We start from the raw sequence: 21,481 nt of genomic DNA, 5'->3' as shown, positions 1-21,481 counted from the left end.
TCTAAACTTCTAAACTTTAAAGAGGGGATGATCGCTGGACTGAAGAGTCATAAAGTCTCTATAAAGTCTCCTTAAAAATCTAGTGTCTTGATTGAAAAGGAGGAATTCTAGGAAGTCTAAGATGAAATTGTTTTAGCTATCGATAAAGATGTATGCGCTTCCTACTTATGCTGATTAGCCGTGTTTCCTTGCTTGGCGGTTTATCGCTGTTGTTGCTGAATCCTGCCCATGCCACACAGGAGACAATTCAAAACCTAGATGCTTCTTTGCGATCGCCGCGCACTCTCAAAGAAGCCAACCTAACGGCTCAAGACCTAACGCCCCTTCTTCCGACACAACCTACAGCAGTAGAGCCAACTCCTGCTGACGCTGGCACTCCTGCCGACTCATCATCTAGCACTTTTACCTATCGCCCTCTTCCTCCCCAAGTTGGAGCGTCTTTTACCACTGGACCCGGTGTCGGCTATGAAAGCTCTTTTGGCAGCATTGAAGGATTCGTACCGCTGGTGCAAACCCCTGGAAAAGAAATTGGCTATGTGCAAGGGCGCTTAAATTTAGATACTGCTGCCGATCCGGGCGGTAATTTGCTCTTGGGTTATCGCGCCTTTAATCCTGCGACGAATACTGTGCTAGGTGGCTACCTTGGTTTTGATATTCGCAGTACAGGAAATCAGACCGTAAGCCAACTTGGAGCCGGAATAGAGGCAATCCTACCGGCTGTTGAGTTGAGGCTAAATGGCTACTTGCCGGTGGGGAACCGTAGCCGAGAGATCGCTAGCAGCAGTGTGTTTACCGATAGCATCACAGCGACTTCTTCGGCACCCCGTTTTCAAGGAAACTTTTTGGTAGTGGGTGGGCAGTCTCTCCGCACGACTCAAACCACTCGCCTATTTGAAGATTCGCTGGCAGGCTTTGATGCGGAAGCAGGGGTAAAAGTGGCGCGGTGGAGTCCGGTGGGCACTTTGAAAAGCTACTTAGGGCTGTATTATTACGGTTCTCCTAGAGTGGATGGCTTTGTAGGAGTACGGGGTCGATTGGAAGCCCGGATTAATGAGAATTTTAGGGCAGGACTATCGATTCAGGGCGATCGCGAGTTTGGCACTACAGCTGCCGTCAGTGTCGCATTCTCCTTTCCCGGAATAGGGTCTAGCAGCACGGCACCCCAGCAACTCGCTTGGGCAGAAGCCGGAAATTTTGTGTTTCGCCAAAGCACGGTTGCCGTAACTCAGCGCCGCACAACCGATATTGCTACTGCTAGCACGGGCACAGGTATTATCGCCTTACTGAATCCAGCGACGAATCAACCTTGGTTCTTTCAACATGTGGCACTGGGCGGAGCCGCCGGAAGTGGCACCTTTGAAGCACCCTTTAGTACGGTAGAAAGTGGATTGGCAGCAACCAGAGGCGATCGCAATGATATTGTGTATGTGCAAGCAGGCAGCAATCCAGGAATTCCAGCGTTTACCATTCCAGCAAACGTGCAAGTGCTATCTGCTGGCATAACTCAGCAGATTCAAACAGTGCAACAGGGATTAACCCCACTGCCACTCTCTGGAAGCGGTATCTTGCCCGGAGTGACGGGCACCGTAACCCTAGGCAACAACACGACATTGGCAGGGTTTAATATCACTCCACCTATTGGCAATGTGGGGATTCTTGCCAATGGCGTTCAGGATATAACCATTCGACAAAATCAAGTGGCGGTTGCGGGGGGTAGTACCAACGGAATTCAATTGCAAAATGTGACGAGTACAGCAACAGTGATCGGTAACACTGTCGCAACTAATAGCTTTGAATCCAATGGCATTTTTATTAGTTCAAACGCCAATAGCGCCATCACTACCGCAACCGTTTCAGACAACATCATTACCACAACTGGAAATTTTGCTAGGGGGATTTTTATTGTCCCCAATAATAGTGCGATCGCCACGCTGACGGTTTCAGGCAACACCATTACCACGAGTGGAGATTTTGCTGATGGCATTGCGCTGCTTCTCGACAACAATAGCTCCATTACCACCGCGACGATTTCAGGCAACACGGTCACAACAACTGGAGCCGATGCAAACGGGATCAATACAGAATTACAAGGCGGCAGTTCAATTGCTTCATTCAGGCTGACCAATAACCAGATTCCCCAATCTGGCTTAAACAATGTGCGGATTGCCAACTTTGGCGGTCAGACTATCTGTGCCGCTATTCAAGGCAACCTTGCCCAAAATCCAGGGGCTGGCGGAGTAAATTTTGATTTACTCTCTGGGTTTCCACTGGTTGTACTCTTTCGGGTGATTGACTTACCAAATTTGAACACCAACAACAATGGCGGCACCTTCCAATATGACTTTGTGGGACTCCCTACGGCGAATTATGTAAATGTTGCGAGTTGTCCGTAGCGGATGGCATAGGGTCGATTGCTGTGTTGTCTTCCAGTTCGGCAGCCCAAGTGATTGGCTCTATAACTGCATCACTTAACTCGATCGCCACCTCAATCACCTCAGTCGGTTCGATCACCAAGCTTTCTTCTTGAGCAAAAATATCTTCTAGCAAATCTTCCACAATTTCGGCGGCTGATGTTTCGACAGGAGCGTTGCCCAGCAAATCGGATACGACCGCTTCGCTAATCGTTTCGCTACTAACAGTTTCGCTAATAGAGGCGATCGCCGCTGACAGATCGACACCGCTCGTTGCAGGATTGCTGCTTTTCGGCTCCTTGGCTTCTGTATTTTTGATTTCTATATCTTTGATTTCCGCGATCGCCGCTTCTACCAGTTTTTCCGGTTCTGGAGTAATTTCTTCCCGAAACTGCTTTCGCACATAAACAGGTTTACTGGCTGGCTTATTTTCCTTTCGCTGACTCTCCTTAGATAATGGCTTTTTGCCAGTTTTCACAGGAGCAGTAGCATTTTCTTCTCGAAACTGCTTTCGCACATAAACAGGTTTACTTTCTTTTTTCTGATGTTTTGGGTTCAATCCCTGAAACAGTCCGCCTAGACCTTTTGTGCTTTCAGTAGCCGTTTCAGCCATTAGCTCAATTACTGGCTCGGTCACTGGCTTGATCACTGGCTGAGGCACAGGAGCGATCGCCTTGTTCACTATTTGGGCAGATTCCGCCAGAGTATCGGTAGCTGCCTCTGTTGCCTCGTCTACCAAACTCTCAACCGTTTTCTGCTCAGCTTCAGGAATCGCAGCTTTAGCAAATCGGGCGATCGCATCCTGTCCGGCGGTGCCAAATTCTTCTAAACTCGGAGGAACATAAATTTCACTCTCAGGGGGCGATCGCTTTAAAGCCGTCACCCGCGCCACCGCGCCCTGCACCCCCTGTTTCACCTGATTTAACACGCTAGAAGCCTGACCTACCGCCTCCGCTCGACCCTCAGATCCAGTGAGCGCAGTCAACGAGGCTTTCACATCATCCGCAGTCGGCAGCGGCGTTTGCTGATCGAGGGGAGTCACTTGCCGCCGCAGCAAAAATGTTTGCCAGCCCAGCCAGCCCAGCAGTGTCACACTAGCTGCCTGCCCTAGCAACACGCCCCCTGTAATCCGTTCAGCACAGACCCAGAGCACCAGCCCATAAAACAGCCCGACTCCACTCCAAATAAAGTCATTTTTGCGATGAACTTCTGGAAAAAAGAAGGCAGCCATGTAGAGGGCAACGCTACCTGAGCCAATCATGAATGCAAGAATATACGCCAGCATTTTCCGGTTTCCATTGTGCCGAACAACTACCTATCACTCTACTCTGTGAGAGCGCTTTCGATTTTCAGTCTTTAAGTTTTGCATCATTTTTTGCAACGCTACCCATTACATTTTTTGTCAATTAAGTCTCGATAAGTGCTGATCAACTGTAAGTAGCTTTCACCGCATAGCGACCATATTTATCCAGCGTTTCTCGCTTCAAAGACTGCAACCGCAGGCGATAGTTACCAATTACTTCGAACACAACCATGGCATAAAACGGAAAATGCACGTCGTCAATAATTAGGCTGCCCGTTGGCTCCATCACATCCACAATTTTGGTGAGGTTTTCGGCTCTGGTGTACATGTTGCCCATGTCATACAAAATGAAGTCATAGGATTGGTCAGCGTAGTCACTTAAAAACTTTTCCCAAGTTATGCAGCGATCGCTGCTAAGGTCATTCGCTTGCAAAAAAGTTTTGGTCTTGCCTAGCCATTCAGCATCATCGTCCACGGATACCACAGTGATTTCTGGCGCAAACTTTGCCTGGTAAGTTCTAAAAATTAACGAACTATAACCACTGCCTAAGTCCAAAATTCTTTTAGGCTGGGCTGCTTGCACGGCTTGAAATAGATAGCGAGCCGCTTCCCAAGAAACCGCATGATCTTCTAAAGAAATCGTGCTGACGTAGGTGCGGTAAATCTTAAAAAGTCTGGCGTATTCTTGTGAGTTGAACCCGATCGCTTTTTGCAGAAGTCGCTGGGAGTGCGCTTCAATAATACGGGCATTGCTGCTTTCAAAGGCAATGCTTTTGGGGATTGCCACCGCATTTTGCCCCGTTTGCACCAGTTCAATCATGCCAGGTGAGCGTGAGATCGGATCGGCACTTTCCACCGTTTCCACCGCAAGGTTACCCACTAGAAAAAACTGCCGTAACCAACGATGATAGGCAGACACTTCTTGACCGTTTTCAGGGAGTGGCGGCAACTCTAAGAAACCTTCCAGAAACTCGTGACATTCTCGCTTAATACAAAGGTTACTTAAAGAATGCCCATTTGGGGTATGTTCTGCGATCTCGCTAGCTTTGCCGCTGCGGATACCTGTTTGCACCGCATCAAGCGCATAGGGCGGCACAACGATCTGATATTGGTTTTCTTGAATCAGTTTTACGTCAAGGGTCAATTCTCCCACCTGTTGAGCAGGCGGTTGGTTCGGCTGAGTCAAACACAACAAGCAAGCGGAAACATGGGGCAGTGAAAAGAAACTATTAGGGTCGCAGAAGAAGATCAGTTCTCCTTTGGCGTATTTAAAGCCCGTGTTTCGAGCGGCTGCCAACCCTAAACTGGTTTGATGATTGACCACCACAAATCGCTGGGAATTCGCTTGTATCCATTGAGTCGCAACTTCTAGGGTGCGATCGCTTGATGCATCATTCACCACAATCACCTCAGCCGTAACCTCAGCATTCATCGGGGAAGTTTGGTAAAAGTATTGAATGCTTTGCTCAATACTTTGCAACGTTCTAATAACTGAATCCTGACAGTTAGCGATCAACACGATCACTGAAAATGAGAAGGTCATACAGGCATTCCCCTACCGTTTGGCACATTCAAGAATCATCACCTACTATTTAGCTAAAGCTATCTGAACTAATCTAGTCTCTGATAGTTGAGTCAAAATGTCTTAACAAAAAAGATGTATTTCAGTATGCATCCGTCAAAAGCGCAACAGCTTAATATTATCTTTCTAGATAACCTCATGAGGTTGGTCTACCCTAAGGGGTAACGAATCCCGGTACTTTGCAGCATTACCAGAGAGTTTTATGGCACAGCAATTTGGTGTAATCGGTCTCGCCGTTATGGGCGAAAATTTAGCATTAAACGTCGAGAGCAAAGGATTTCCCATTTCCGTCTACAATCGCAGCCGTGAAAAGACTGACCACTTCATGGCGACTCGCGCCCAAGGCAAAAACTGCGTCGCTGCCTACACCTTAGAGGATTTCGTCGCCTCCCTAGAGCGTCCCCGGCGCATTCTAATCATGGTAAAAGCAGGCGCTCCTGTGGATGCCGTGATTGAGCAACTCAAACCCCTGCTAGATGAAGGCGATGTGCTGATCGACGGTGGCAATTCACTGTTCACCGATACTCAGCGTCGGGCTAAAGCGCTAGAAGCCGACAAGTTTACCTTCATCGGCATGGGTGTAAGTGGCGGTGAAGAAGGTGCGCTCCTCGGTCCTAGCATGATGCCGGGAGGAACAAAGCAGGCTTATGACAATTTGGAACCCATCCTGACAAAAATTGCAGCGCAAGTCGATGATGGTCCTTGTGTTGCCTACATTGGACCTGGTGGCGCAGGTCATTACGTCAAAATGGTTCACAACGGCATTGAGTACGGCGACATGCAACTGATTGCAGAAGCCTACGACCTGCTGAAAAGTGTTGCTGGATTGAACGCTGCTCAACTGCACGAAGTTTTCAGCGAGTGGAACACAACTGATGAACTGAACTCTTACCTGATTGAAATTACCGCTGACGTGTTTAAAGTGTCCGACCCCGACACTGGTAATGCCCTAGTAGACGTGATTCTAGACGCGGCGGCTCAAAAGGGAACCGGGCGATGGACAGTGGACAGCGCCATGGAACTGGGTGTTCCTATTCCCACAATTATTGCTGCCGTCACTGCCCGCATCATGTCTTCTTATAAGCAGGAGCGGGTGGCTGCATCCAAAGAGTTGTCGGGTCCTACCATCAGTTTTGATGGCGACGTGAAAGCCTTTGTCTCAAAAGTACGCGATGCGCTTTACTGCTCCAAGATGTGTTCTTATGCTCAAGGAATGGCGCTATTGAAAAAAGCCTCCGACGAGTATGGATTTGACCTTGATTTGGGTGAGTGTGCCCGAATTTGGAAAGGTGGCTGCATTATTCGAGCAGGTTTCTTGAACAAGATTAAGAAGGCGTTTGATGAGAATCCAAGTTTGGCAAATCTATTGCTGGCTCCGGAGTTCAAGCAAACCATTCTAGATCGCCAGACTGCATGGCGTGAAGTGGTTGCAATGGCAGCAACTGTTGGTATTCCTGTGCCAGCGTTTAGCGCCTCGCTGGATTATTTTGATAGCTACCGTCGCGATCGCTTACCTCAGAACCTGACGCAAGCCCAGCGCGACTACTTTGGTGCCCACACCTACGAGCGCGTAGATAAGGACGGCAGCTATCACACTGATTGGATTCATGTAGTAGACGAAATCCCTGAACCAGCTATGGCGAAGTAGACGTTTATTCTAGGGAAAAGCTTCTGTTGGGTGCGTTATGGCATTGTCGTAGCGCACCCTTACTTTATAAGAGTTATGACGATACCGATATAGCAGTATGAGGAAAGGTCAAGACAACAACCGTGCGTTATTCCTTATTTTTCAGGAATCTTTGTGCCCTAACCTATGCATCCTTGCTATATAAAACTGCTGACTGCACTAATCCCGCCAAAAAAATCTAATAATTTTCATTTCACTATCCTAATCGGGGATGTGCTTTCATCCCATTCCTGCCTAGGATAGAAAAACAAACCGAACTGTCAAACTTGGCGGTTTGGAATACTGATTTTTTATACAAAATAATGACTCAAAACGAGCTAACTCAGTCTCTCAATCTTGCTAGGGCGCTTGACCTCATTGTATCCAGCCGGATCATTAACGGTGTGCTACACGTCTACAATGCTGCTGGGCAAGCCAGATCTTGGGATAGTTTTATTTCTGATTTCCCGTTAGAACGAATGCAGGCGATGGCAGCTAGAAAACAGCCGCGTCAAGCGAGTTAGCGATCGCTGCCATTTGAAACCCGCAGTTCTCTTAAACTAAAACTGCTCTAAAAATCGAGAATCGCTGGTGTAGAAGCGACGGATATCATCAATTTGATATAAAACAGCCGCTAATCGTTCTACACCCATGCCCCCCGCAAAGCCTGTATAAACTTCGGGATCATACCCGACTGCCTTGAGTACATTGGGATCGACCATCCCGCAGCCCATAATCTCCAGCCAGCGCCCTTTCCACTCCATATCCACTTCAGCAGAGGGTTCGGTAAAAGGAAAGAAACTGGGACGCATTCGGATTGCTACTTCGCCAAAAAGCTGCTCCAAAAACAGACGAACGGTGCCTTTCATATCAGTAAAGGTCAACCCTTCATCGATCGCCAAAAATTCGATCTGGTGAAACACCGCTGTGTGGGTGGCATCTACCGTATCGCGACGATAGCAGCGCCCTGGAATAATGATCCGAATCGGCGGCTCATTTGCCTCCATATAACGAATCTGCACGGATGAAGTGTGCGTTCTTAAAATGTTGCCATCGGGCAAGAAAAGCGTATCTTGCATATCCCGTGCCGGATGATCGGGCAAGAAGTTGAGCGCTTCAAAGTTGTAGTGATCGGTTTCCATTTCTGGACCTTCTGCCACGGTGTAGCCCAATCCCACAAAAATATCATTCACCCGATCCATGATCGTGTTGAGTGGGTGAATTCTTCCTTGGGAACGATAGACTCCCGGCATGGATACATCTAAAGTTTCTGACTCTAGCTGCGCCTGTAGTTTAGCGTACTGTAATGCCGTGCGCCGCTGATCTAATTCAGATTGAATCGCTTCTTTAACTTCATTGGCACGGGCACCAATCCGGGGGCGATCGCTCGGATCAAGTTTCCCCATCCCGCCTAACACAAGGGGAATTGGACCCTTTTTGCCTAAATACTTCACGCGCAACTGCTCTAGTTGATCAAGCGAACTGGCTTCAATCAGGGCTTGTTGAGCTTCTAGACGGATGGCTTCTAACTGGGCTTCCAATTCAGTGGACTGAACAGTCATAGGGAAAGAGGTATCGAGATGAACATCAAACGGATTTTCGGGTAAAACAACCAATGCCCTACCTCTATCTAGTGTAGAGCTAGGGCTGGTCATCTGATGCGATCGCCCAAAATTAGGCGATCGCATTGGGTGAAATGTTTTTACCGTCCGTAGATCACGCGCGCATTGAGGTTACTATTTCTCAGGAAATAGGACACGGAATTTGCCGCTTCAAAACTTGAATAACCGCCTGCATTGATAAAGCTACCTTCTCGTGCCCGATCAAAGTAAGCCCCCGGAACCAGTCGGCGAACTTGAACCAAATCAACTGGATTGGTTCCCGGTACTGCAACAATATAAGCCCCGCCCTGGCTAGTAGAGATGGGTCTCAAAATGGGCTGAACCGGATCAGCAGTCCCTCCCGCACAGTTGTCTATCGGAAAAGACACTTGCTGGTAGCAGTTTCCATTAAAACTCACGTTAACGCTTCCCCCTGCCAAATAGTCTGTGGCAACCCAGCCACGAGGAGTAATACGCTGCCAGCGATAGCCATCGGCAATAGTAGGAATGCCAGTCACATCTAGAGTGACCCCATCATTAGCCCACCCAATGATGTCAAAGTTAAGACCGGGTCCTGAGCGGACATTAAGACCCACGCCAGATCGCGTGCTAACCGTGCCTCCCGTTCGCGTTACCGAGATTGGACGCTGGAAATAAACTTGCGCGATCGCCTGATTTGCACTAACACCCACACCAATCGCCGCGATCGCCAACCCTAAGAGATAAAGCCAACTAGTCGATGAACTCTGACCAAACAATTGCATTATTGCAGCGAAACGAAGATTAGAAGCCGGGTCTTTTTGCTTGGAAGCAGCGCCCATAGAGCCAAGAATTTTCATAGTAAAAGTGAGGTAAACAACAGAATAACCTGCGCCCCAATTTGCTGAACGCCAGGAGAAGAAGCTATTAATTAACCTATCAGAATCTAATAGGATATGTATAGAGTAGACAGCAGTTTATTAGGATAAAAAATGCGGTCTTAAAATTATTTGAATTAAAGGCTTTACTTTTCAATCTTATTTATTTTGTGGGAAAGATCATCTTTGCCTCTCCACTGAGCATTAAGCTTTAATGTAGAACCTAGTCAAGTAACTATTGATAGAAAGACAGACCTGTGATTCAAAACGCTGCTAAAAAGTTGGATGCCTCAATTGCGATCGCCTATGCCCATAATCATGGAACCTTGTTTTGTGGAAATTCCCTCATTTGGTTAAGCACCTTGCCCAATGAATCAGTCGATTTAATCATTGCCGATCCTCCTTATAATCTCAACAAAGCAGACTGGGATACCTTTCAATCTCAAGAGGCTTATATTGATTGGTCGCTTCAATGGATTGTGGAAGCCGCTCGAATTTTAAAGCCGACTGGCTCTCTTTACATTATGGGATTTTCAGAAATATTGGCAGACCTAAAACATCCAGCTAGTAAGCACTTTTCTGGCTGTAGATGGTTGATTTGGCATTATAAAAATAAAGCAAATTTAGGTCAGGGTTGGGGGCGATCGCACGAAAGCATTTTGCTCTTTCGCAAAACCCAAATTGCCAAAATAAACATCGACAATATTCGTATTCCCTATGGCAAGCACACTCTAAAATATCCCAGCCATCCGCAAGCAGAAACTAGCCAATATACCCGTAGAAAACATGCTCATTATTCGCAAAACTGGCAGCCAAATCCTAAAGGAGCTAAGCCTAAAGATGTGATTGAACTTCCCACAACTTGCAATGGAATGCGTGAGAAAACACCCCACCCCACCCAAAAACCAGAGGCTCTTATCCGTAAATTTGTGCTGGCTTCTTCCAATCGCGGCGATCTAGTCATTGATCCTTTTTCAGGTTCAGGAACCACACTTGTTGTTGCAGAACAACTGGGTCGTCGTTGGTTGGGATGTGATACTAATCTGAACTACCATCAATGGGCAATTCAACGAATTGAAACGGTTGAATTGCACTCTGATGAAGAATGGTTCTGTCGCGATCGCAAAGACGAAGAACGCCGTCGCCGCATTCGTACCTAAACTGGAAGATAGTGCTTCAATATCAAATAATGATATTGCCATCTATTCCACATTAATTTAATAATTTGACGCGCTACCAGATTGTCTGAAGAAACCCCGCTGTTCAGCATTCATAATCGCCTACAGACCTTATTTGGCATTGAAGCAATGCATTACGCAATAAAAGTCTTTGCAAAACTTGCGGATCACTTATGCGGCAATGTGGAATAATTAGCAGGTTTTTGATATCCTGCATTCCTTCACACTACTCAGTCACTATGAATCAGTTTCTTCGGCTTCTGCTGCTCTCTCCGGCGACCTTTGCTTCGGTAATGTCTTTAGTTATGGTTCAACCTGTTCAAGCGAACAAACCAAATTGGGTGCAGGTTTCCAAGGAGGCAACTTGCTTACGTGCAGCAAGCGCTACAGCAACACGGTTTACCTGTAAGCGTGTAGCGTCTGATACTGCCAAGGTTTTTGACATTACTCAATCTCCTCTGCGTGTGGAGGATGCCGCCGAAATAGATGATGTGACGGCAACCTCGTTTGATATGACAGTGGAAGAAAGCGATGCCACGGTTGCTTTATTTGGCTGCGATTGTCCGGCTTGTGTGCGATCGCTCCGTCAGCTTCGCAATATGCTTTCGTAGATGGTTGATCCATTGCGCGTTATCCATTGCGCGTTAAGGTAGTAGTGACTCCTGTTTGTGGCGCGATCGCGCTCCTAGTGTTCCAATGTCTCCCTCTTCTGTGCCACTGCCACCTGTTCTAGAAAAGATTGTTCGGCGTTTACAGCAAACTACTGATCCAAAGCGCCGCTACGAATATCTTCTCTGGCTTGCCAAACGCTTACCTGCGCTGCCAGAGGATCAAAAAACTGCTGAGAACAAAGTTCCAGGATGTGTGTCTCAAGTTTTCATCATCGCTGCCCTAACGGATGGGAAAGTGATGTTTCAGGCAGACTCCGACGCTCAATTAACCAAAGGATTGGTAGCGTTGCTGGTTGAAGGATTAAATAGTTTGACTCCCTCAGAAATTGCTCAGCTTACCCCCGATTTCATCAAAGATACGGGTTTGGATGTCAGCCTTACGCCTTCCCGTGCGAATGGGTTTTACAACATCTTTCAAGCCATGCAGCGTAAAGCACTCCTGTGTCAATTGGAGATGTCTATGCAATCGGCGGCTCCGGCTGATGAAAACCCTTAATCATTCCTTGATTTTGGTTAGTGATGAATTTCTAAGCTGAAGGTGTATTGCCCAAGCTGGAGGCGATCGCACCGAAGCTCATACTCTAGCAACAGATAGGAGGGTAGCGGATTCCCTTTTACACACAAATTGCGAGTAAAGTTGCGGAGTCGAAACTCCCGATTGGGATACAGCGCATCATCGTGTAAGAAATAGCGGCTTAGCCCCAACACTCCCGGTTCAAACAGATGGCGGTAGCTAAACTGACCATTGCCCTGCATGGTCATTGTGACCCGATAGGGAGAAAACTCAATCCACAATAGGCGCGGGGTGGGAACTGTGGTAGTCAGCGTACTGACGCTAGAGGCTTCCAATCCTTGCGATCGCGTCTCCCAATCCATCACCAGTGGCTCCGTGAGAACTAGATGATAGCGATCTTTTTCTTTTTGATACAGGGTGCCAACCGTCTCTAACTCTGAGAGCAGCAAGCCATCAGCAGAGCTAAAGGATAAATGAATCGGTCGGCGAAGTTGAGTCAGCATGGTAATTAAGCGGTAGGATTACTAACGCAGTCCACATGGCAGTCTAGCCGATCCCCATGGCAGTTATCCAGGTAATTACCCTTAATCAAGCGGAATATCATCACCACCTGACAATCGTTCCCCCAGTTTTTGGGCTGGCGTTGCAAGGACGGATTCGAGTGCCAGGAGATAAATCTATTTCCCATCGAGCGCTAATGTTGGGGGCTTTGGCAGAGGGCGAAACGGTGATTCATGGGTTGCTGTTAGGGGAAGATCCCCGCAGCACTGCCAGTTGTTTTCAGGCGATGGGAGCAGAAATTTCAGCGCTCAATAGTGACGAAGTGCGAGTGCGCGGGATTGGCTTAGGAAAACTTATGGAACCACTGGATGTATTGAATGCGGGCAATTCTGGAACAACACTGCGGTTAATGCTGGGCATTCTGGCTTCCCATCCGGGGCGATTTTTCACCGTCACAGGGGATGATTCGCTGCGATCGCGCCCCATGTCGCGGGTCGTCAAACCATTGCAGCAAATGGGTGCCGAAATTTGGGGACGCAAGGATGGCTCGTTGGCACCTTTAGCCGTGAGAGGGCAAACTCTACGCCCGATTCACTATCATTCCCCGATCGCGTCTGCTCAGGTAAAGTCGTGCATTTTACTCGCAGGACTCATGGCAGAAGGACAAACGACTGTCACAGAACCCGCACTCTCACGGGATCACAGCGAACGGATGTTAAGAGCGTTTGGTGCTGAAATTATCGTTGATCCAGCCACCTGTAGCGCCACGGTCACCGGGCAGGCAACCCTTCGTGGACAAACCGTCATTGTGCCGGGAGATATTAGTTCAGCGGCATTTTGGCTCGTTGCGGGGGCGATCGTCCCCGGATCAGATCTCACCATTGAAAATGTAGGCGTGAATCCCACCCGCACGGGCATCTTAGAAGCACTAGCAATGATGGGCGCAGACATTACCCAAGAAAATCTGCGAGAAGTTGCCGGAGAACCCGTAGCAGATTTGCGAGTGCGCTATCGGCAAGGACAAGACGGTGCGCCCCTACAAGCTTGTACGATTGAGGGTGACTTAATTCCTAAATTGATTGACGAGGTGCCCATTCTAGCGGTAGCGGCGACGTTTGCTCATGGCACAACCATCATTCGAGATGCGGCAGAACTGCGGGTGAAGGAAAGCGATCGCATTACCGTTATGGCAACTCAACTTAACCAAATGGGAGCCAAGATTACTGAGCTTCCTGACGGGATGGAAATTGTGGGTGGAACGCCGCTGACTGGCACCGAAGTAGATAGCCACACCGATCACCGGATTGCCATGAGTCTGGCGATCGCCGCTCTAACTGCCAAAGGAACAACCACTATTCAACGGGCAGAAGCCGCCGCTATTTCCTATCCATCGTTTGTGGAAACCCTCCAACAAGTCATCCAGCAAGAAAAAAGCATTAATTAAGTTTTACTAAAATATGTAATTTTTTTCAGGGAAATCTCAGCTTTCAATCATCTTTCTATAAGCTGATATGAATTCATTACAAGCCATCAAAACTTATTGGGTGGCATCCGTAACAACATTTTGTTTTGTATTTTGTTCGACTTTAGTCAACTTATTTTTAATTAAGGAGTTAAGCATGACAGTTTCCCAGAGTCAAGCTACCAACCCATCAAACTACGGCTTAATGCTAAAAAGCTTTTTATTGTGGACTGCAATTTTAACAGTATGCTTGCTGATCGTCGGGTTTCCAGTTGGAATTTTGATTGTCACCGTTGGTTCCTTGCTGGCAGTGGTGCTGCATGAAGTCTTACCAGGAATCGGTCCAGTGATGATTGTGGGTAGCTTTATTGCAGTTCAGCTAGTCGGAGTGATGATTGCAGCCGCAATGCTGACTTTGAAGGGAACTCACCCCAGTGATGTAAGCTGGTTACCCTGGCTCAGTGGTCAGTCCAATCCCCAGAATCATTCCGTTTATGCTGCTTGTCCGCTCACCTGCGAAATCAAGTAAATAACAAATTTTTGTAAACAATTCTAAAAAGCCTGGTTCAACCGGGCTTTTTCCATATCTGGATTCCTGTGTAGCGTTGTCCTTTGTCTGGTTTTCTCTAAAGTTTTCCGCCAATGAGAAATCCCACCATGATCAAAAACAGTCGGTAGTAAAAGACCCAGCCCGCTTTGGGAGCGCAAACTATCAGATAAATAGCAGCGATCGCCGGAGCTAGCATCACACCCAGAACAATGGGTGAAAGCATGGGAAATACGGCAAGCACATAGCGAGATGCCACTCGCACAATTGCAAAAGTAGCAATCCATAGAGCCGCATCGCTGAGACGCTCGATCTGTTGGCGAGGGAGTTCTAGCGATCGCCTCTCATATAACCATCTGCGCCAGTCTCGTAAATAACGGCGAAGCTTCATGGGCGACGAAACAAAGCGAGAATGGTAGCGATCATGCGGGAATCGATTCGCGGCAGTTCCTCTGTTTGGATTAGGGAAAGGCTCAGTTTGCGGAATCTGCGATGGCGTTGCCGGGGTGAGTGGATAAAACGAGGATGAAATTTGGCAAGTTTCAGCGTTTGGCATAGAAGACTGCTGAAGCTGAACCGGATTTGAGCCACTGAGTTTGTCAGAAACAGAAGCGCGGATCTCTGTTTCATTCACATATAACCCCAATTCATGTAACCGTTGATAGATGCTTCCGGGTTGAAGGTTTAAGCCTTCCACAGGCTGTTCTTCAATTGGAGTAGGAGATTGCCACTGATTTTTAATAGGCTGATTTGTAACAGGCTGGTTTTGGCGTGGAGGTTGAACGACTTGCCATGGAGTGGGTTGAGTTAAGGCTTCTAATATTGGTTGGGGATGTGCTATTAAATCAGAATTAGATTCAGCGATCGCTGCTTTTTGGGTGATGCGATCATCTTTATGAGCGCGATCGGCAAGAATTTGATTAATTCGCGTTGCATGTTCTTCAAACCGTTTCAACTCATCTGCATAGGGATAAGGCAGAGGTGATTGACTGTGCCGAACTGCTTTAAGCGCTTTTTTACTAGCTCTCGCGGCTGGTATTTTGCCTTTAGGCGAACTGCGCTGCTTGCGTTTAGCGGCAGGGTTTAAACGACATTCATCTTCAGTCATGGTGCTTTGAATCGGCATTGACACCACATTATCCTCCGCCACAGGTGTATACTCGGTTTCTGGATAAGGTGGCGGTGCTGAATGAAAAGGCAACTGAATGGGTGATGTTTGTTCTTCCATCGCTGAGGATACCCCCCTATACAAACAATTGGCTATGCAAATAATCGGCGCTGACAGCAGTGATACACCGCAGCTACGCCCCATAATCATAGTACAATTGCACCATGATTGCACGAATCGCTAATGATTTAGCAAAAAATTGCTGTATGGGAAAATGGCGTGGGCGTTCCTAGATTTCAATCACTTCAGAATGGGTTAAAGTTCGTATCAACATCAAAGTAATCTTCTTGTTCTTGTTGTTTTAACCAGCGAGTGAGTGCATAAGTCACTGGCATAAAAACAAGTTCAACTCCACATTTAAATATGTAATTGGATAGAATTAGCATCACGAGTAATTGAGTTGGAACTACATTTGCAAACGCGATCGCACTAAAAATTGCAGTATCAATCAATTGTCCAACTAGAGTAGAACTCATCGTGCGAATCCAAAGATATTTGCCGTGAGTCAATACTTTTAACTTTGCCAAAATAAACGAGTTGGAAAACTCTCCTGCAAAGTAAGCAATTAAACTAGCCGTTACAATTCGAGGAGTAAATCCTAAGATTTGGTCGTAGGCTGACTGATATTGCCATTCTGGTGCAGGGGGCAATGCGCCAACCAAAATAAAGGTAAAAGACATGAGTATTGCTGAAATAAACCCCAACCAAATCACCTTGCGCGATCGCCGATACCCATAAACTTCCGTTAATATATCGCCAAAAATATAGCTGATGGGAAACAGTAAAGTGCCACCATCAAACGTAAAAGGTCCAGCGACTAAAATTTTTGTAGAAGCCACATTGGAAATCAGCAGCACTGCCACAAATAGCGCAGTAATCGTATCTAAATGCTGAAAAGCTCTCACAGCATTCTGATGGACAGGATAGGTCTGGGGTCGATTCATGGGATGCAACTAATCTCTGCGTAGAGTAGGTTACCTCATATTGGGCTGTTCTCTGCTAAGGCATAGCAGCAGATGAATAAGTTAGGACACAAAGATGCTTGAGAAACGACAACGGATGCATAGGTTAGGACACAAAGATGCTTGAGAAATGAGGAATAACAGATAGTTGTTGTCTTGACCTTTCCTTGTATGGCTGTAATGCTCATTGGTAAAGGGCTAGCTCTATGGTTTTCGATTCAAGCAGTGTCGCGATGCCAACTATTCTGGCTCTTGACTTTGATGGGGTCATTTGTGACGGTCGGTTGGAATATTTTCAGTCGGGTTGGCAGACTTATTGCCAGGTTTGGAATGCATCAAATACAGAGCCGCCAGCAGGACTCAGCGATCGCTATAGACGGTTGGCTGCGGTGATTGAAACTGATCGCGATGTAGCGCTTTTAGTCAGAGCGTTGATGTTAGAAATTCCCGACGATGAAATTTTGGACACTTGGTATACCTTGGCTCCGCAGCTTTTGGCAAAAGATCAAATAACAGAAGCCCAAGTGGTTGAGAGATTCATTCAGGTGCGCGATCGCTGGATTGCGAGCGATCGCGCCAGTTGGTTAGCCTGTCAGCCGTTCTATCCCGGTGTTCGCGATCGGCTCCTCAAGATTCTGGCTAGCTCTGTGCAACTGGTGATTGTGACCAATCGATCACAGCGGTTTGCCCAAGAGTTATTTCAGGTACAAGGGATTATCTTACCCGACGAGCAGGTTTACGGGAAGCAAGCACACCGCCCAAAATTTGAGGTGCTGCGATCGCTCAAAGCATCTGGCAATCCCACTATTTGGTTTGTGGAAGACCATGTAAAAGCGTTGCACCTCGTGGAACAACAGCCCGATTTAGGAGACGTGCAAATGTTTTTGACCGACTGGGGGTTTAATACGCCAGCGGTGCGGGCATCCATTCAAACCAATCCGCAAATTCGTTTACTATCCTTGCCCCAATTTTTGCAAGATTTCATCGCTTGGATGTGATCTCAGTTTTAGAGTAGGAAAAATCGCCGCGTTTCTGTCGATCTATGGCAGTGTGCAAGCCAGCTTCAAAGCGATCAGTGGCATCTTCCCAGGTGTAGCCTATAGCCGTTCCATGGGCACGATCGGACATCATTTTCCAGTCTGCCTCTGACAATTGGCAAATCGTTTGAATCGCAGTTGCCATATCAGCAGGATCTTCCGGCTTCACTAGAATGCCGCCGCCCTGTTCCAATAGTTCTGGGGCTGCACCCGCCGGAGTCGCAATCACCGGAGTTCGACATGCCATCGCTTCGAGAATTGGTAAACCAAAGCCCTCAAAGCGACTACCAAATAACCAGACATCACATCGGGAGTAGGTTTCCTGCAACAAACTCTGAGACGGTTGCAAGTAGTGCTCTGATCCGGACGGCAGTGGTAGAGTTTCCACCTCAGAACAGCGTCCAAACGTCACTAAATGCAGATCAGGAACCATCTTCTTAGCAAGCTCAAAAGCTTTCAAACTAATGTCACATCCTTTCCAAAGCTCCTCTGCGTACATCAGTCCGACTGTAGGAACCGTCTGTTTACCTCGTGGAATTGCAAAAAACTGATTTGTGTCGATTCCATTTGCAACATAGGAGACATTATTGTCTTTATATTTCTTTGCGGCAATCTCAGCGAGCCACTCGGCTACTACAATCTTATGCATCGGCAAAGACCAAGTTGCTTCTACCCTTTGCTTTGGCAAGTAGTCAAACACCTCATAGTGTTGAATAAAATATACTTTTGCTCCTTTCGACTTGGACAGTTTGGCGACCCACTCGGCAGTTTCCCACCAGGTTGCAATCACCACATCCGCATCGGGCACATCTGCATCAACAATGGGACAATAGCGCTTCAAAACTTTGAGCGGAACTATACTGTTATCAAAGTGGGAGGGTTCGTCGTTGTTATAGGGAATCCAGCCTTTCTGCTTGAGTACCGATTTTGCCTGTTGTTTGAGAGTCGGGCGAGGTTTTGGAGCCGAGACAACGAATACATCATGTCCCCGCTTTTTAAGCCGCTCTGCATAAATTGCAATCACCCGAATTCCACCCGATAGGTCGGCATGAGGAATGATGAACGTAATTTTCATAGATTGAATAACCTAATAAGTTGAGCGATAAACGGGTTGAACGGTATATAGCAACGGATAAGTAGGTTAGGGCGCAAAGAGCTTTGAGAAATCAGGAATAACGGACAGTTGTTGTCTTGACCTTTCCTCGTACTGCTATGTCCCTGAAACTGTGACTAGACTAACTTAGTCCTCTAATCTAAGTCCTTCAGTAATTTCTCGTATTTGGCTCGTATTTGGTTTGAAGATTGAATTTTTAGTTCAGTGGCATTTAGGAGAGTGCGATCGCTGATTCAACATTGGTAACTTTGAGGATTCATACTGGGGCGATCGCCTGAGTTTAAGTCAAGGTTAATTCAATCTTTCCTTCAGCGTTTATACTGTGAGATTAACCAATTTTTTGGTTCAGCTTTACGAGATTCGGTTTAAGTTTATGAAAACTGCACAAAAAACATCATTTCAGGTTGCATCAATTCCTGATCCCGTACTAACGTTGGGCGACTATGCCCACTCCGTCCTCAGTAAGCAATATCGCAGCATCTTTAAATATGAAAAGAAAGTTCTAGCGGATCACGATCCAGAAGATTTGCACCATATGCGGGTGGGCACACGCAAATTGCGAACTGCATTGCAAGTGTTTGGGGTGGCAGTTCAAATGCCCAAAAAAGCAAACCCGAAACGGGTAAGCGAGATCGCCAAAATTCTTGGCAACCTGCGTGATTTGGATGTACAAATTGCCGCATTGGAAGAGACTTACTTGCCTCTAGTGGATGGAGTTGAAGAAGATTTGCTCCACGAGGCGCTGCAAGTCCTGTATAAACAGCGAAGACAAGCATTTGCCGTGGTTGAACGAACCCTAGCGCGATCGCGCTATCAAGATCTTAAAACTAGCTACCAAGACTGGCTAGAAAACCCCAAATATACGGCTTTGGCAACCTTGCCGATCATTCCTCTACTGCCCGATCTACTCAGTCCGTTGCTTGCCGATTTGCTGCTACATCCGGGTTGGCTGATCCCAGCAAATGCTTCTTCGGCGGTAGGTGGAGAAATTCTCCACGATTTGCGAAAAGCGTGTAAGCACGTCCGCTATCAAGCAGAATTTTTTGTGCCCTTTTATAGTCAGCCCTTTCAAGACTGGATTCGAGAGATCAAATTGCTGCAAGATAACTTGGGCAAGCTACAAGATAGCTATGTGCTGCAAGATCTTTTAAAGGAATATTTGCCGAAACGTGCCGAAATGCCAGCGCTACAAGCCACGATTCAGCAAACGAGATCGGAGGCGTTAGCCGATTGGGATACTGTACGGCAGCAATATCTTGATCCGGCATTTCGGAGTTATCTGCACCAAATGTTGCTGGAACCTGTTTTGCCAGTTGTTGAGGAGCCAGCCGTTGAACCAATTGTTGAACCCGTTGTTGAGCTTAAAGCGTCATCAGCCAGCACTCGTAAAAGATCTGCTGCCAAAAAAGTTACTAAAACTACGACAAAAACTGATGTTCCTCCCAAGCCATAATCTTTGCTTGTTTGGTGGATTATCCCTAAAGTAGTGGAATTGGTCTGTAAAGTTTTGAGTAAATCTATCAGGCTGGCGCGTCCGTTGATTCTTAGTCGTTAACAGGCTGTGTACATATAGATGCCAAAGAGACGGCTCAGGTTCAAGAAAATGTACAGCACCTAGAAGAAGTTATTGCCTTGTTTGGCATACTAACCGATTCGCTGTCGATCGCTAACCGAGTGTTGCATTCTGGGGCGATCGCCCAAATTATCGGCTCCGATGCTGATGTTTATCAAATTCATCTAGAAGATGACGCAGAACACGCGGCTGAACGAGATGCGGCTCAACGCAAAGTTGCCCAAAAAAATAAAGAATAGGCGTACCAAAGGGTCAGTTTTTCTCTAGCTTTTTCTTTGCCTCTTTCTCAAACCAGGCAACTACTTGGGCGATCGCTAAGCTTTCAATTTCAACACCAGCTTCCCTAGCGATCCGCTTGAGCGGTTTAAGGGATGAAATGACCAACTGCGAAAAAAATTGGCGAAATTCGCTATCCCCAGTTTTTTGCAAGCTGGCATCTTGATAAACCCATTCTTCAATTTGCGTTGGTTGCAAGCTATCAATAGACGTATTCGCTTGCTGGGCAATTTGCTTCAGCGATCGCAGCGCATAGATGGTCACTCGCGTCGTAAATTTATCGTGCGACGTGAGCAGCGCTTTATCCACTTCAGCACATTCTTCAGGCGTTAAAAAATCAGAACCAGGTTGCATAAAATTTCTTATTATTTTTAATTACTTCGGCTGAATCAGATAGCCACAGCGATGTTCGCCATTCACTAGCCAGTGGGTGCGCTCTACGGTGCAGTCTTGCAGGGCGACCGCAAACATTTCTAACTCGTGCCCACAGACGCTAGGAAACGATTCTGCAATTTGAGAAATGGCGCAGTGATGCTCGGTTAAAACAAATCTCTTGTCTGCCGCTGACCCATCCCCATCAACAGAATGGCACTCTGTCATATATCCTTCTGCTTGGCGAATTTTAGCGAGCTTTTCCACTCGCTCTTTCAGCAAACCGTTTCCCATGCGATCGCGATACTCCAACGCTTTTCGCTCCCACTGTTTTTGCAGAATCGACTTCATCTGCTCTTTGCTCACCGTTTCTGCCAACGTATCTAACAAAGAAATGGCGAACTTGTCGGAGCGATCGGGAAAGCGATCGCGCCCCGCTTGACTTAAACCATACGTGTGGCTAGGGCGACCCATTCCCGACTGCACCGCCTCATGCACAATTAGCCCTTCTTCTTCCATATCTTTTAAGTGACGGCGCACTGCTTGCGGACTGATATGCAAACATTCAGCCAAATTTTGAGCGGTGGCTTGTCCCTGCTTTAAAAGGTATTGCAGGATATCGTGTTTCGTTGAGGGCTGCTGAGTGGTTGTCATTCTCGCGGATCAAGTCAAGACTGAGAAACACA

The 21,481-nt window shown here is 47.1% G+C and carries 21 protein-coding genes; 11 read left to right on the top strand and 10 right to left on the bottom strand.

Going from position 1 to position 21,481, the window contains the following annotated elements:
• Positions 1–152 precede the first annotated feature (152 nt).
• The gene (locus AB3R30_RS19120; protein WP_458650811.1) at positions 153–2,393 is read left to right on the top strand and encodes a hypothetical protein; all 2,241 of its coding nucleotides are present in this window, start codon (positions 153–155) and stop codon (positions 2,391–2,393) included.
• On the opposite strand, the gene AB3R30_RS19115 is transcribed toward AB3R30_RS19120, so the two are convergent.
• Positions 2,356–3,696, bottom strand: a complete 1,341-nt coding sequence (locus AB3R30_RS19115; protein ID WP_458650810.1) for a Ycf66 family protein — start codon at positions 3,694–3,696, stop codon at positions 2,356–2,358. The genes AB3R30_RS19120 and AB3R30_RS19115 overlap by 38 nt on opposite strands.
• Before the next feature lie 142 nt (positions 3,697–3,838).
• Positions 3,839–5,257 carry a glycosyltransferase gene (locus AB3R30_RS19110; protein ID WP_458650809.1) on the bottom strand — a complete coding sequence of 473 codons (1,419 nt, stop codon included), beginning with the start codon at positions 5,255–5,257 and terminating at the stop codon, positions 3,839–3,841.
• A gap of 241 nt (positions 5,258–5,498) precedes the next feature.
• Here AB3R30_RS19110 and gndA point away from each other — a divergent pair, with 241 nt between their 5' ends.
• Both gndA and AB3R30_RS19100 read left to right on the top strand, forming a co-directional pair.
• A complete protein-coding gene (gene gndA, locus AB3R30_RS19105; RefSeq protein WP_458650808.1) occupies positions 5,499–6,944 on the top strand; it encodes an NADP-dependent phosphogluconate dehydrogenase in 1,446 nt (481 codons plus the stop codon).
• Between the two features lie 341 nt (positions 6,945–7,285).
• Entirely contained in the window at positions 7,286–7,486 is a 201-nt protein-coding gene (locus AB3R30_RS19100; protein WP_458650807.1) for a hypothetical protein, read from the top strand.
• Positions 7,487–7,522: 36 nt separating this feature from the next.
• Here AB3R30_RS19100 and pheS read toward each other — a convergent pair whose 3' ends face one another.
• Positions 7,523–8,650 (bottom strand): phenylalanine--tRNA ligase subunit alpha, encoded by a 1,128-nt coding sequence (pheS, locus tag AB3R30_RS19095; RefSeq protein ID WP_458650806.1) that lies wholly within the window; start codon positions 8,648–8,650, stop codon positions 7,523–7,525.
• 14 nt (positions 8,651–8,664) lie between these two features.
• On the bottom strand, positions 8,665–9,402 hold the full coding sequence (locus tag AB3R30_RS19090; protein WP_458650805.1) for an SH3 domain-containing protein: 738 nt from the start codon (positions 9,400–9,402) through the stop codon (positions 8,665–8,667).
• 275 nt (positions 9,403–9,677) lie between these two features.
• Between AB3R30_RS19090 and AB3R30_RS19085 the strand changes: the two genes are divergently transcribed.
• The 3 genes from AB3R30_RS19085 to AB3R30_RS19075 all read left to right on the top strand — a co-directional run bounded on the left by AB3R30_RS19085 (position 9,678) and on the right by AB3R30_RS19075 (position 11,765).
• Positions 9,678–10,580, top strand: coding sequence for a DNA-methyltransferase (locus AB3R30_RS19085; protein WP_458650804.1), 903 nt, complete (start codon positions 9,678–9,680; stop codon positions 10,578–10,580).
• Between the two features lie 257 nt (positions 10,581–10,837).
• Entirely contained in the window at positions 10,838–11,209 is a 372-nt protein-coding gene (locus AB3R30_RS19080) for a hypothetical protein (protein ID WP_458650803.1), read from the top strand.
• Positions 11,210–11,294: 85 nt separating this feature from the next.
• The gene (locus AB3R30_RS19075) at positions 11,295–11,765 is read left to right on the top strand and encodes a SufE family protein (protein ID WP_458650802.1); all 471 of its coding nucleotides are present in this window, start codon (positions 11,295–11,297) and stop codon (positions 11,763–11,765) included.
• A 17-nt stretch (positions 11,766–11,782) separates the two neighbouring features.
• Here the strand turns inward: AB3R30_RS19075 and AB3R30_RS19070 are convergent, their stop codons facing one another.
• Positions 11,783–12,286: a hypothetical protein gene (locus AB3R30_RS19070; protein WP_458650801.1), complete on the bottom strand. Its 504-nt coding sequence runs from the start codon at positions 12,284–12,286 to the stop codon at positions 11,783–11,785.
• A 56-nt stretch (positions 12,287–12,342) separates the two neighbouring features.
• On the opposite strand from AB3R30_RS19070, the gene aroA reads away from it, so the two are divergent.
• On the top strand, positions 12,343–13,728 hold the full coding sequence (aroA, locus tag AB3R30_RS19065; RefSeq protein WP_458650800.1) for a 3-phosphoshikimate 1-carboxyvinyltransferase: 1,386 nt from the start codon (positions 12,343–12,345) through the stop codon (positions 13,726–13,728).
• A gap of 175 nt (positions 13,729–13,903) precedes the next feature.
• Complete coding sequence (locus AB3R30_RS19060; protein WP_458650799.1) at positions 13,904–14,275, top strand: hypothetical protein; 372 nt, start codon at positions 13,904–13,906, stop codon at positions 14,273–14,275.
• Positions 14,276–14,372: 97 nt separating this feature from the next.
• On the opposite strand, the gene AB3R30_RS19055 is transcribed toward AB3R30_RS19060, so the two are convergent.
• Positions 14,373–15,521, bottom strand: a complete 1,149-nt coding sequence (locus AB3R30_RS19055) for a hypothetical protein (protein WP_458650798.1) — start codon at positions 15,519–15,521, stop codon at positions 14,373–14,375.
• Between the two features lie 185 nt (positions 15,522–15,706).
• On the bottom strand, positions 15,707–16,405 hold the full coding sequence (locus AB3R30_RS19050; RefSeq protein ID WP_458650797.1) for a queuosine precursor transporter: 699 nt from the start codon (positions 16,403–16,405) through the stop codon (positions 15,707–15,709).
• A 251-nt stretch (positions 16,406–16,656) separates the two neighbouring features.
• Here AB3R30_RS19050 and AB3R30_RS19045 point away from each other — a divergent pair, with 251 nt between their 5' ends.
• Complete coding sequence (locus AB3R30_RS19045; RefSeq protein WP_458650796.1) at positions 16,657–17,421, top strand: HAD family hydrolase; 765 nt, start codon at positions 16,657–16,659, stop codon at positions 17,419–17,421.
• Here the strand turns inward: AB3R30_RS19045 and AB3R30_RS19040 are convergent.
• A complete protein-coding gene (locus AB3R30_RS19040) occupies positions 17,405–18,535 on the bottom strand; it encodes a glycosyltransferase family 4 protein (protein WP_458650795.1) in 1,131 nt (376 codons plus the stop codon). The two genes, AB3R30_RS19045 and AB3R30_RS19040, sit on opposite strands and share 17 nt — an antisense overlap.
• 361 nt (positions 18,536–18,896) lie before the next feature.
• On the opposite strand from AB3R30_RS19040, the gene AB3R30_RS19035 reads away from it, so the two are divergent.
• Both AB3R30_RS19035 and AB3R30_RS19030 read left to right on the top strand, forming a co-directional pair.
• Complete coding sequence (locus AB3R30_RS19035) at positions 18,897–20,027, top strand: CHAD domain-containing protein (RefSeq protein WP_458650794.1); 1,131 nt, start codon at positions 18,897–18,899, stop codon at positions 20,025–20,027.
• A 179-nt stretch (positions 20,028–20,206) separates the two neighbouring features.
• Complete coding sequence (locus AB3R30_RS19030) at positions 20,207–20,386, top strand: hypothetical protein (protein ID WP_458650793.1); 180 nt, start codon at positions 20,207–20,209, stop codon at positions 20,384–20,386.
• A gap of 13 nt (positions 20,387–20,399) precedes the next feature.
• Here the strand turns inward: AB3R30_RS19030 and AB3R30_RS19025 are convergent, their stop codons facing one another.
• Both AB3R30_RS19025 and sufR read right to left on the bottom strand, forming a co-directional pair.
• Positions 20,400–20,777 carry a hypothetical protein gene (locus AB3R30_RS19025; protein WP_458650792.1) on the bottom strand — a complete coding sequence of 126 codons (378 nt, stop codon included), beginning with the start codon at positions 20,775–20,777 and terminating at the stop codon, positions 20,400–20,402.
• Between the two features lie 21 nt (positions 20,778–20,798).
• Positions 20,799–21,449, bottom strand: coding sequence for an iron-sulfur cluster biosynthesis transcriptional regulator SufR (gene sufR, locus AB3R30_RS19020; protein WP_458650791.1), 651 nt, complete (start codon positions 21,447–21,449; stop codon positions 20,799–20,801).
• Positions 21,450–21,481: the final 32 nt, after the last annotated feature.

The sequence above is a fragment of the Sivoneniella epilithica UHCC 1019 genome (assembly GCF_040830845.1).
GTDB lineage: Bacteria > Cyanobacteriota > Cyanobacteriia > Leptolyngbyales > Leptolyngbyaceae > ULC077BIN1.
This window is presented reverse-complemented; position numbering and strand designations above follow the sequence as displayed.

Excerpts from the sequence above, each read along its gene's own strand:
- AB3R30_RS19115 (WP_458650810.1), bottom strand. The coding sequence starts at position 3,696 with ATGCTGGCGTATATTCTTGCATTCATGATTGGCTCAGGTAGCGTTGCC.
- AB3R30_RS19075 (WP_458650802.1), top strand. The coding sequence starts at position 11,295 with ATGTCTCCCTCTTCTGTGCCACTGCCACCTGTTCTAGAAAAGATTGTT.
- pheS (WP_458650806.1), bottom strand. The coding sequence starts at position 8,650 with ATGCGATCGCCTAATTTTGGGCGATCGCATCAGATGACCAGCCCTAGC.
- AB3R30_RS19100 (WP_458650807.1), top strand. The coding sequence starts at position 7,286 with ATGACTCAAAACGAGCTAACTCAGTCTCTCAATCTTGCTAGGGCGCTT.
- AB3R30_RS19050 (WP_458650797.1), bottom strand. The coding sequence starts at position 16,405 with ATGAATCGACCCCAGACCTATCCTGTCCATCAGAATGCTGTGAGAGCT.
- AB3R30_RS19090 (WP_458650805.1), bottom strand. The coding sequence starts at position 9,402 with ATGAAAATTCTTGGCTCTATGGGCGCTGCTTCCAAGCAAAAAGACCCG.
- AB3R30_RS19040 (WP_458650795.1), bottom strand. The coding sequence starts at position 18,535 with ATGAAAATTACGTTCATCATTCCTCATGCCGACCTATCGGGTGGAATT.
- AB3R30_RS19045 (WP_458650796.1), top strand. The coding sequence starts at position 16,657 with ATGCCAACTATTCTGGCTCTTGACTTTGATGGGGTCATTTGTGACGGT.
- AB3R30_RS19070 (WP_458650801.1), bottom strand. The coding sequence starts at position 12,286 with ATGCTGACTCAACTTCGCCGACCGATTCATTTATCCTTTAGCTCTGCT.
- AB3R30_RS19110 (WP_458650809.1), bottom strand. The coding sequence starts at position 5,257 with ATGACCTTCTCATTTTCAGTGATCGTGTTGATCGCTAACTGTCAGGAT.
- aroA (WP_458650800.1), top strand. The coding sequence starts at position 12,343 with ATGGCAGTTATCCAGGTAATTACCCTTAATCAAGCGGAATATCATCAC.
- AB3R30_RS19055 (WP_458650798.1), bottom strand. The coding sequence starts at position 15,521 with ATGGAAGAACAAACATCACCCATTCAGTTGCCTTTTCATTCAGCACCG.
- AB3R30_RS19060 (WP_458650799.1), top strand. The coding sequence starts at position 13,904 with ATGACAGTTTCCCAGAGTCAAGCTACCAACCCATCAAACTACGGCTTA.
- AB3R30_RS19080 (WP_458650803.1), top strand. The coding sequence starts at position 10,838 with ATGAATCAGTTTCTTCGGCTTCTGCTGCTCTCTCCGGCGACCTTTGCT.
- gndA (WP_458650808.1), top strand. The coding sequence starts at position 5,499 with ATGGCACAGCAATTTGGTGTAATCGGTCTCGCCGTTATGGGCGAAAAT.
- sufR (WP_458650791.1), bottom strand. The coding sequence starts at position 21,449 with ATGACAACCACTCAGCAGCCCTCAACGAAACACGATATCCTGCAATAC.
- AB3R30_RS19025 (WP_458650792.1), bottom strand. The coding sequence starts at position 20,777 with ATGCAACCTGGTTCTGATTTTTTAACGCCTGAAGAATGTGCTGAAGTG.
- AB3R30_RS19120 (WP_458650811.1), top strand. The coding sequence starts at position 153 with ATGCGCTTCCTACTTATGCTGATTAGCCGTGTTTCCTTGCTTGGCGGT.